This window comes from Acinetobacter sp. YH12151, assembly GCF_013418355.1.
Taxonomy (GTDB): Bacteria; Pseudomonadota; Gammaproteobacteria; order Pseudomonadales; family Moraxellaceae; genus Acinetobacter; species Acinetobacter pseudolwoffii.
In genome coordinates, this window is the sequence record NZ_VPCG01000016.1 from 57,735 (window position 1) to 68,666 (window position 10,932).

Here is a 10,932-nt window from a genome sequence, read left to right on the forward strand (position 1 = left end):
TTATCTGCCTTAGGCCTGTGCCAATAACTGTTTGGCTTTACGCAGTTGCGCTTCACCTGCACCCTGTGGCAATTCGGCTTGGGGCAAATGCAGTGCATAAGCACATTGTTGTTGCTCGCATTGCTCGATCAGTCCCATCATAAATTCAAGTTTTTCTTCATGTGATTGCGTCGGCATATGTTCATAATGAATCTCGATACTGTGTTCATCCTGATACTGCTCAAAAACCTTGACATATAAGCCCTGTCCTCGGGCAAACTGCTTCCAGGATACCGACTGCAAGGAATCGCCAGTCTGGTAATTTCGCAGTTCGCGAAATTCATCCATATCTGGTTCAAAGCGGTTCAGATGGTATCTATTTTCTGCGCTAAAAACTTCTGCTTTGGGCGCAACCCAGGCAGTATGCTGATGATAAAGATAAGTCCAGGCCCGAACCAATCCAAAAGGATAAACCGAATATATTTGAATGACGGGATAATCAAATTTACCGCGTTGCTCTGCATAAAATGGCAGGATAAACTGCTGCTTCTGTGCATTCAGATAAACTTTGTGTAGCTGATTTCCAGCTTTAATATACAAATAATGTGGTCGAACTTGCTGCTGCTGAAAATACATTTGCAGATTCAGACTGTGTCCGACCTGCCCCACTTCATCCGCGATTAATTCAATCTTCAAGCCATGCAGCTGCTTAAACGTCAGATAAAAACTGATACACAGCACAGCACTGATTAAAAAGCAGAAACCTAAAATCAGATTGTTGGCATAATTCACCCCTGCCACAAAGGTGATCAAGATCAACACCAGATACAGATAGCCCTGCTGATAAATAAATACCAAGACGTCTTTCTGCGAGAGCTGTTTCTGCTGTGAAAATTGAAAGCGTTTGGCCAGCCATTCTTGCCAGGTTTTATCCAAGAGAGGACTCCTTTAGCTGACCGCAACCTGTTGCATGACATTCAAAGTTTCAGCTTCACTCAAACCCAGACGATGTGAAGTCACCGCCACAAATACGGCCTGTACGTCATCCGCTGTGACAAAGGCACGTTGCTGAATCAGCGCATGCGCTTGTGCTGCACGCTTGAGTGCCAATAAACCACGGGTGGACAGGCCATGACGGTTCTTGCGGGTTTCTTCCGCCAGATCCAGCAGATATTCCTGAATCGCTTCACTCATAAAGACCTGATGCGCCAGACTTTGCAGATCCAGAATTTCATCTTCAGTAAAAATATGCGCCAGACTGGCAATCAGGGCAAAACGGGATTCCTGCTGTAATAACAGCTTCTCGGCATGACGCGATGGATAACCCAAAGACAAACGCATCAGAAAACGATCCAGCTGCGATTCCGGCAAGGCATAAGTGCCGCTTTGAAACAGTGGGTTCTGTGTGGCAATCACCCAGAATGGTTTTGGCAAGGCATAGCGTACGCCATCAATGGTGGCATAACCCTCTTCCATGGCTTCAAGTAAGGCACTCTGGGTTTTGGGGCTACAACGGTTAATTTCATCTGCCAGTAAAATCTGGGTGAAAATCGGGCCTTGTTTAAACTCGAACTGATGTTCTTTCTGGTTAAACATATTAATACCGATGACATCGCTGGCCAGCATATCGTTGGTAAATTGAATCCGCTGGAACTTCAACCCTGCCAGATGTGCCAGACTACTCGCCAATGTGGTTTTCCCCAGACCCGGTAAATCCTCAAATAGAACATGACCACCTGCAATCAGACAGCACAGCGCCAACTTGGTCTGGGCCTGCTTGTCCAGTACGATGGCATTGACCTCTTCAAAAAAATGCTGGATCTTGGGCGCATAACTTGCAATCTTTTGTTCAAGCACAGTATTGAGATGTGCAGTATCGTTATTTTCCTTTTGTTTCATGCCCCAGATCACACTAATTTTCCTAATAAAACACGGTCTAGGATTAACATACACTGAAATTTTAATTTCCCCAAAAGATCAATTCTCTATCTGTGTAACTGAATGAGAATACCCGCGACAAAATGGCGAAAATTCAAATAAAAATAGGTGGGTTTTATCAAGTACGGAGAAAATGGCAACATAGAAAACAGGCAAAAAAACCGGTTCAAGAAGAAATCATTTTTTCTTCGAGTGCGAGTATTAATACCTCGTATACATTTTATTTATGATAGTTAAAACACCATACTTAAAAGGTATGCAGATTTATTTTTATCCTGGATTTGAATCAAGAATATTCTGAAACAACTGAGTGAATGAAATGAGAGGTCATTCGCTCGGCCATTTTTAAGACCGATATTTAGGCATAAAAAAGCGCCTCGAAAGGCGCTTGTTTTACTCAAAAATTAACACGGACATTTCTTCATCCCACTGCCTGCCGATGGATAACGCGAATCCACACAGTGACGATAAAATGTTTTCGGGTCCATCGCTTCCAGGTCTGGATGATGCTTGCGCATATGCTCCACATAGGTCTGGTAATCTGGCACCCCAACCATCAGGCGGAAACTTTGCTGCAAGCGTTGCCACAAGGTCGCAATACGTGACCAGTTTTTCGGATTCAGAATCAAATCCTTTTGTGACATCACGGTCATTTTGATGATTTTATAAATCATGGTTTTTCCGCTTTTGGCAAATTTCAGATTCATAAGACTCTCCTTAATGACCTTTCGCTGGCTGAATGTCTTCAGGATCGCGATAGATGGCTTCCGCTTCATGCACAGAAGGATTCGGATCTGCTAAAGCACGACGAATCACGCGAATCGCGGCGAACAGCATCACAAAAGCAACGATCATAAAAAAGGCACAAAGTGCGGCATTAATCTGATTCGACATGGCCACAGTCTGCATTTCTGCAATACTTTTAGCCGGCGCCAGGATTTCATTATTGGCGATGGCCGTATTGAAACGATCAGCTTGTGCCAGGAAACCAATCTTCGGATTTTCGTGGAAAATCTTCTGCCAGCCGGCAGTCATGGAAGTAATGAACAGGAAAACGGTCGGGATAATGGTGACCCAGACATATTTCTGTTTTTTCATTTTGAACAGAATGACTGTACCGAGAATGAGCGCCATCGCAGCCAGAATCTGGTTACCAATACCAAATAGCGGCCATAAGCTGTTAATGCCGCCGAGTGGATCGACCACGCCCTGATAGACGAAGAAGCCCCAACCTGCGACTGCAACCGCAGTACCCAGCAAGTTACCAAAGAAATTATGCGAGTTTTTCACCGCAGGAATCACGATGCCGACTGTATCCTGCACCATAAAGCGACAGGCACGCGTACCGGCATCTACCGCTGTCAGAATGAATAGAGCTTCAAACAGAATCGCAAAGTGATACCAGAACGCCATCATTTCACGGCTATTAAAAATTTCCGTGATGATATGCGCCATACCAATCGCAAAAGTCGGTGCACCACCTGTACGTGACAGAATCGAGTTTTCACCGACTTCTTGAGCCAATAAAGTCAAGGCTTCAGGAGTTACCACAAAACCAAGGGTACGCACTGCTTCTGCCGCACTTTCTGCGGTAGTCCCGAGTAAGGCGGCTGGCGAGTTAATCGCAAAATAAATTCCCGGATCCAGAACTGCGGCACAGATCAAAGCCATGATCGCCACAAAAGATTCCATCAACATACCGCCATAACCGATCACACGGATATCGCGTTCGTTATTGACCAGTTTCGGTGTCGTTCCCGAAGAGACCAAGGCGTGGAAACCGGAAATAGCACCACAGGCAATGGTAATAAACAGGAATGGGAACATGGAGCCTGCAAATACCGGGCCTGTACCATCAATAAACTTGGTCACCGCTGGCAGTTTCATTTCAGGCATGGCAAACAGAATACCAATCGCCAGACCCGCAATTACACCAATTTTCAAGAAAGTGGATAGATAGTCACGTGGTGCAAGCAACAGCCACACCGGCAATACTGATGCAATAAATCCATAGATAATCAATGCCCAGGTCAGCTCAGTTCCCGATAGTGTGAAGAACGGCCCCCAGTACGGATGTTGCGCGATGTTTTCACCGTAGATGATCCCGAGCATCATCAATACAAAACCAATAATCGAGACTTCTGCAATTTTACCCGGACGGATAAAACGCATATACACGCCCATAAAGATCGCAATCGGAATCGTGGCAGCAATACTGAACACACCCCACGGACTATTGGTCAAGGCTTTGACGACCACCAGTGCCAGTACAGCCAGGATGATAATCATTACACCCAAGGCACCCAGCATGACGATAATACCGGCAAAGGTGCCGAGTTCCTGCTTGGCCATTTCACCGAGTGAACGACCGTCACGACGGGTCGAAATAAACAGCACCAGAAAATCCTGTACCGCACCGGCCAGTACTACACCGACCAAGAGCCAGATGGTTCCGGGCAAATAACCCATTTGCGCGGCCAGGATCGGACCGACCAGCGGGCCTGCACCGGCAATTGCAGCAAAGTGATGGCCAAACAAAACACTTTTATTGGTTGGCACATAGTCCAGACCATCGGCCAGACGATGCGCAGGGGTTAAACGGCGTTCATTCAGCTCAAATACTTTGGTGGCAATAAACAGGCTATAGAAACGGTAAGCAATGCTATAGACACAGGCAGCTGCCAGTACCAGCCAGACTGCATTGACATGCTCACCCCGACTCAGGGCCAGCACTCCAAAGGAGACTGCACCCACAATGGCTACCAAAAGCCAAATCAATTTCGAAGTCAGCGTCGACTTCTTTTGTAAAGTTTCCATTCAATCCCTCATATTGTGATGCATACAAATCAGCGTGATTGTTGTTGTTCGAGGTACTGCTGTTTTCCCTTGCGACTTTACGCCTGTTCTTTTGCTTTTCCTCTAAGACTTTGGCATAAAAAAAGGGATGATTTAAATCATCCCTCTCGATAATAGTCTATTTTCAAACCATTATGCACGTTCTAAATAATCACCAGTACGGGTGTCTACACGAACGCTTTCTTCTTGCTGTACGAATAATGGAACACGTACCACAGCACCTGTTTCAAGTTTCGCCGGCTTACCGCCACCGCCAGAAGTATCACCACGAACACCTGGATCAGTTTCAACGATTTTAAGTACTACGAAGTTCGGTGGAGTCACGTTTAAAGGCACGCCATTGAACAACATGATGGTACATTTTTCATTTGAATCGTCTTTTAACCATTTTGCAGCCTCGCTCATCGCTGTTTTATCAGCTGCGATCTGTTCAAAGGTAACAGGATCCATGAAGTTCCACATTTCGCCATCGTTGTACAAGTATTCCATTTCTACTTCAACGATATCAGCCGCTTCTAGGTTCTCGCCTGATTTGAAAGTTTTTTCCAGAACTTTACCTGATTTAAGGTTACGTAATTTTACGCGGTTAAAAGCTTGGCCTTTACCTGGTTTTACGTATTCGTTTTCCATGATTGAACATGGGTTGCCATCAAGCATAACCTTAAGGCCTGACTTGAAATCATTCGTAGAATAATAGGCCATGACTGGCGCACTCCAAACTTACTAACTTTAATCTATCGATGCTAAGGGCTGTTGCAATGTCATTTAGCAAGTCTGACACGAACATTAAGTTGCCACATGCACATTCATTTAATGTTACGTATTCTAAATGAGCAATGGCGCTCGCCGCAATGAAAAATTCCGCTTTCAGCCCTTCACACTGCCTAAGTTAGCATCAGGCATGAAAATCCTTTGTTTATTCATGTCTTGCTGGACGCTAAAATGCCATCCGGCTGTCATCATTTTTGACATATAGTCATGACGACAAATTTTATCGCACAGCAGATTATTCTGGTTCTCGACAAACTGTTAAACTGCAACCCTCTGGCCTTGCCCTCCCACTTCTACTGTTAATCTTCCAGCATGACAAACTATTTATATCAAGAACAAAACTGGCAATCACAGCTCAGCGACCTGATCACTGATCCACGCGAACTGCTTGAAGTACTGCAACTTGCACCAGAGCAACTGCTCTCAGGTGCCATTTTGGCCAGTGAACAGTTCAAATTACGCGTGCCACGTGCTTTTGTCGGCAAAATACAGTCAGGCAATCCTTTAGACCCCCTGCTTTTACAAGTGCTGCCCCATCATCTGGAACTGGAAGAACATCCAGGATTTGTTACCGATCCCTTGGGCGAAGAACAGGCCAATCAGCAACCCGGCGTACTGCACAAATATAAATCCCGTTTCTTGCTGACCTTGACTGGTGCCTGTGCCGTGCATTGCCGTTATTGTTTCCGTCGACATTTCCCCTATCAGGAAAATCTGCCTAAAAACGAAGACTGGATAAATATCAAGCAATATCTGGAAAGCCAGCCCGATATTAATGAAGTAATTCTGAGCGGTGGTGATCCACTGACCTTATCGAACCGGAAATTAAAAACCTGGATTGAACGACTAGAATCAGTACCACATCTCAAATTCTTAAGAATACATTCACGAGTTCCTATTGTGATCCCCAACCGAGTCGACGAAGAGCTACTTAGCATGTTAAAAAACAGTAGGCTACGTATTATTCTGGTGGTACACTCAAACCATGCATCGGAGCTGGATGACTTCACTTGCAAGCGTTTAAACCAACTGGTTCAACAACAGATTACTGTGCTGAATCAGGCAGTTTTATTAAAAGGTGTGAATGATTCTGCTCAGGTTTTGACAGATTTAAGCTATCGCTTGTTTGATGCCGGGGTGATGCCGTATTATTTACATGTACTTGATAAAGTAAAAGGTGCACATCATTTTGATTTACCACCTGATGACATTTATGAGATTTATACTGAAGTTTTAGCGAACCTTCCGGGGTATTTGGTTCCTAAACTGGTTCGAGAAATAGCGGGCGAGAACAATAAGACACCGCTTTTTGGGGTTTCAACATTTTTGAGTTAAATAATAAAGATGAGCAAGCATACGTCCGACATTTTTCAGACACCGACGGAACTCACACGGGATCAGCTGAGCTTTTGCCCGACGACTGCCAAAGCTTTGCAAGAGTGGGTTTCCGGTATTTCAATTTTGCAACTGGGAAATTCATCCAAATCCCTGTTTAATGCCTTATTAGAAATTTCTGAGCTGAAATGCACAGAAACCCTGCGCTTTGACCTGATTCAGGTCTTGCATCCGACCCTTGAAAATGTTCTGACCAGTCTGGAAAAGCATTTTGTCAATCAGGGGCTGATTACTTCGGATCGTAACGATCAAATCATTGAACTGGCCATGCTGCTGCGTAGCCATTTTGCCAAAATTTATATTGATATCGTCAAACGCTGTAATCATCAACTGACCCATCAAAAATTTTCCCTGTTTTCTCTGGGTAAAAAGAAAAGCATTCAAACCGCGCGTATGGTGTCGATTTATTATGCTTTGCAACAGCTCAGCCTGCTGTTATATCAACAGCATATGTTATACAGCACACCGGATATGGGGCAATGGTTGGCTGCACATCAACTGCTTGAATGTGCAATCGAAAATAATTTCTACCAAAGCAATATCAATCAGGTTTTAGGCACCCAGCACGAGATCCAGAATATTGCACATGCTTATGCTCAACTGATTTTACTGGATATTTTTAATACCCATCAGATTCGCCCTGCAGAAATTCAGGGGCTGTACCTATGCAGTTTTGACTGGGCCAAACTGGTGCAGATTCTACCGAAAGAAACCACACTGTCCCGCTATGTGGTGGATGCCAGCAAAGATCACCCCCCGATCTTTAATTCGCATCAGGGTGAAAATTTTCAGCCAAGCTTCTATATTTCCACCCAGAATCTGATGGAACATTTGACCCATACTCAAAGCAAAAATGCCCAGTATCTGTCGCGTAATGAAAAACTGTTCCTGACCCCTGCACTACATTTTCATATCTATAATCTGCTCTCGAATAATATCGAACGCCGTCACGAACGTTATGAATATTCAGCCCAGATCAATATCTGCTTTGGCTTGACGGTGGCACATTTTTATCTATCCAAAGGTAAAAACTTTAACGAGACCCTGGAACTTGAGGCCAATTATAACTTCCAGAGTGAAAGCAGTTTTGTCAGCTCAATGGAAAATGCCATTCCAAGTGGTTTTAGCAGCATCAAGGCCCTCGATCGCGAAACCAAACAGATTCATAGTGCTGAAGTTCTGGATATTAGTGTCAATGGTTACCGGATTAAATGGACTGGTATTACCCCTGCCAATCTGAAAACCGGTGAATTTATTCTGGTTCAGGAAAAATCACAGCGTCAGTGGCGTGGTGGTGTGATTCGCTGGATCAAGCAATCGACCGACAAGAGTCTGGAAATTGGTCTGGAAGTTCTGGCTCAGGAATTATTCCCTTGCGCGGCTTATAGCCGTACCGAACGCCATCATGTCAATTATCAGCCTGCACTGCTGGTAAAAATGACGCAACTGGATCAGGTCACGACCAGTGTGATTGTCTCTGGTTCACAGATGTTTAGGGAAAAACAAACCATTCATTTACGCCTCGGTCAGAAAGAATTAAAAATCTATCTGACCAAAGCACAACTGATTACGCAGAGTTTTATCCGTTTTGATTATGAATTATTGAATGATCAAGAAGAAGAAATGATAGAAAACTTTATCGGTCAGCACATGAATGAAAGCAGAAATCATGATTTATGGGAAGCATTGAAGTGAGAAATCCATTATTGTCTAAAAAGTTAAAACGTACCGAAACACGTTTACTGATTATTGATGATAATCAAATTAGATATAACCAAATCCGTGATCTTCTGACCAGCAATGACTATCAGGTCGATGCTGTCCTGCTTGATGATTTGCAATCTTTTGAAAAACAGTTAAATTTTAACTGGGATCTGATTATCTTTGGCCGTGCTTATGATCTGAAATATGAACAGGCCTTAAGTCTGGTGCGTCTTTCCCAGCAGTCTCATCTGCCGATGATTTTGCTTAAACCGGATGACTATCAGGCTGAACACTATGCCCAGTATATTCATAAAGGAATTTATGACATTCTCAATTTTGACTACCTGGAACGCTTTTATGTGGGACTGGTTCGGGCATTGTCATTTAGCCGTGTATCGCAGACCCAGCAACATTTGCTCAATGAACTGGAAGCAGCACAAAGTCAGACACAATCCTTAGTCGAAGATAGTAACCGTGCCATCGCAACCATTCAAGAAGGGATTCATATTCAGGCCAATGCAGACTATCTGAAACTGTTTGGCTTACAAAGTGAAGACGAGATTATTGGCCTGCCGCTGCTAGATCTATTACAACCTTCTGATCTAAACGACTTTAAAACACGTTTCAAAAAGATTTCTCAAGGCCAGGTCGATTTAGGCCGGGTTGAAATCCACTCTCTTAATCCGCGTGTCGCCGCATCTAACCCATTAAAACTGGAATTCTTGCCATCCAGCGCTGAAGAAGATGCACTACAAATTACTATTGATACTCAGGCTCAAGCAGGCAATACCGAGAAGCCGGCCGGAAAACCGAGTACTTTCCAGCTCCTTAAACGTGAAATAACCAAACAGTCCGCACCTGTAAATGCCATAGTAACTTTCTCTTTAAGTTCCTATGAACCAGAAATTCTACAGTCTGAGTGGACGACGTTTAGTGGATATTTCAAAGCTGTTAAAGAATTCCTCAAAGAACAAACCCATGTTCCATTATTCAAGCTGGAATATGACGTCCTTGTCGGTCTGTTCCAGGCAGATTCCAAAGCAATTCTTGAATCCAAACTGATCGGATTAAATGCACTCAGCAAGCCACAATTAGTGACAGTGGGACAAAATTCGTTCCCGCTCAATTTACGCATGGGTTATGTGGTTCTGGAACAGGGTTTAAATGATGAAGCGCACTGCAATGAACTGATTGCACGAGCCTTTTCTACGTCTTTACCTCAAGCAGAAGTAGCACCTGAATTTGTACTGGATATTCCTGCTTCACTGAGTAACCCGCCATCTCTAGAAATGCCGCAGATCGATTTTAGTGTGGCCGAGACACCAATCGAAAGCCCAACAGTTGCGGCGATCAGTCCAGCAGTCAGCTCTATTCCTGCGGCGACACCTCATATCCTGAAAGCTTTGAGTGAATGTCTGGATCGTGGTGAAATCCATTTAAAATATCAGCAGTTGTATGATAAAGAAGATACCCGTCTTTATACTTATGAAGTGACCAGCGGCTTCATTTATGAGAATAAATGGCAGGATATTTCTACACTGCTTGAACTACATGAAGATGATGAGCTGTCGATTAAACTGGATCGCTGGATTCTGGTTGAAGCCAGTAAACAGTTACACAATTTTATTACCCAGTATCCGGATGCGACATTAATCGTGAATTTGAACCGTGCGGTACTCTTTAAAGACCGTAGCTTCCCGGAATTTATTTCCAAGCTGATTACGATTATTCGCAGCAAAGTCCGACATCCGCTGATCCTGCAATTCTCAGAAGAAGATATTCTGCTGAATCAACAGGATGCACAGAAATATCTACGTGTTCTGCATGAACATGGCGCGCTGATTGCGCTGCGTGATTTTGGTCAATCGATGTATGGTCCGAATTTGCTGCGTGAGCTGGAAATAGATGGTGTCAGCTTGCATTCCAGCTTGACCCAGATGCTGAATAACGAGACTGGAGTCGAGCAGCTGCAGGAAAAAATCACCAGCTATAATGATATCAAACCGCTGAATATTCTGGTCCGCGAATTAAATGATATGACCCTGTTCGCCAATGCCTGGAATGTTGATGCCCGCTTTATTCAAGGGGATTATTTCCAGAAAAAACTCGATCACCTGATTGATGTACAAGAGCATTAAATAGTTATATGCCTGCCATGCGGTTATAGTCAAACTACTTTATTATCCATACAGGATTCGAAAAAAACTCGAAATAATTCATCGACTGAGTCGATCAACCATTCTTTACGCTTACGTTTAACCCATGCCCACATCTGTTCTATAGGATTTA

8 protein-coding genes are annotated in these 10,932 nt (G+C 44.0%); 3 read left to right on the forward strand and 5 right to left on the reverse strand.

Annotation, left to right across the window (positions count from 1 at the left end; all coding sequences use genetic code 11):
• Nucleotides 1–9: 9 nt before the first annotated feature.
• The 5 genes from FTU82_RS07990 to efp all read right to left on the reverse strand — a co-directional run bounded on the left by FTU82_RS07990 (nucleotide 10) and on the right by efp (nucleotide 5,475).
• Nucleotides 10–915 carry a DUF58 domain-containing protein gene (locus FTU82_RS07990; RefSeq protein WP_005171639.1) on the reverse strand — a complete coding sequence of 302 codons (906 nt, stop codon included), beginning with the start codon at nucleotides 913–915 and terminating at the stop codon, nucleotides 10–12.
• Between the two features lie 12 nt (nucleotides 916–927).
• A complete protein-coding gene (locus FTU82_RS07995; protein WP_005096506.1) occupies nucleotides 928–1,890 on the reverse strand; it encodes a MoxR family ATPase in 963 nt (320 codons plus the stop codon).
• Nucleotides 1,891–2,321: 431 nt separating this feature from the next.
• Complete coding sequence (locus FTU82_RS08000) at nucleotides 2,322–2,624, reverse strand: YbdD/YjiX family protein (RefSeq protein ID WP_180101221.1); 303 nt, start codon at nucleotides 2,622–2,624, stop codon at nucleotides 2,322–2,324.
• 10 nt (nucleotides 2,625–2,634) lie between these two features.
• The gene (locus FTU82_RS08005) at nucleotides 2,635–4,734 is read right to left on the reverse strand and encodes a carbon starvation CstA family protein (protein ID WP_180075748.1); all 2,100 of its coding nucleotides are present in this window, start codon (nucleotides 4,732–4,734) and stop codon (nucleotides 2,635–2,637) included.
• A gap of 171 nt (nucleotides 4,735–4,905) precedes the next feature.
• Nucleotides 4,906–5,475 (reverse strand): elongation factor P, encoded by a 570-nt coding sequence (gene efp, locus FTU82_RS08010; RefSeq protein ID WP_005096501.1) that lies wholly within the window; start codon nucleotides 5,473–5,475, stop codon nucleotides 4,906–4,908.
• Nucleotides 5,476–5,856: 381 nt separating this feature from the next.
• Between efp and epmB the strand changes: the two genes are divergently transcribed.
• From epmB to FTU82_RS08025, 3 genes are read left to right on the forward strand one after another with little or no spacing between them, the layout of a single operon-like run.
• Nucleotides 5,857–6,879 (forward strand): EF-P beta-lysylation protein EpmB, encoded by a 1,023-nt coding sequence (epmB, locus tag FTU82_RS08015; RefSeq protein WP_180085794.1) that lies wholly within the window; start codon nucleotides 5,857–5,859, stop codon nucleotides 6,877–6,879.
• 9 nt (nucleotides 6,880–6,888) lie between these two features.
• Entirely contained in the window at nucleotides 6,889–8,634 is a 1,746-nt protein-coding gene (locus tag FTU82_RS08020) for a GTPase (protein WP_180000251.1), read from the forward strand.
• Complete coding sequence (locus tag FTU82_RS08025) at nucleotides 8,616–10,781, forward strand: EAL domain-containing protein (RefSeq protein ID WP_180085792.1); 2,166 nt, start codon at nucleotides 8,616–8,618, stop codon at nucleotides 10,779–10,781. The genes FTU82_RS08020 and FTU82_RS08025 overlap by 19 nt, the downstream gene beginning before the upstream one ends.
• Nucleotides 10,782–10,932 lie beyond the last annotated feature (151 nt).

Coding starts and splice junctions, on each gene's coding strand:
- FTU82_RS08020 (WP_180000251.1), top strand. CDS start 6,889: ATGAGCAAGCATACGTCCGACATTTTTCAGACACCGACGGAACTCACA.
- efp (WP_005096501.1), bottom strand. CDS start 5,475: ATGGCCTATTATTCTACGAATGATTTCAAGTCAGGCCTTAAGGTTATG.
- FTU82_RS08005 (WP_180075748.1), bottom strand. CDS start 4,734: ATGGAAACTTTACAAAAGAAGTCGACGCTGACTTCGAAATTGATTTGG.
- FTU82_RS08025 (WP_180085792.1), top strand. CDS start 8,616: ATGGGAAGCATTGAAGTGAGAAATCCATTATTGTCTAAAAAGTTAAAA.
- FTU82_RS08000 (WP_180101221.1), bottom strand. CDS start 2,624: ATGAATCTGAAATTTGCCAAAAGCGGAAAAACCATGATTTATAAAATC.
- epmB (WP_180085794.1), top strand. CDS start 5,857: ATGACAAACTATTTATATCAAGAACAAAACTGGCAATCACAGCTCAGC.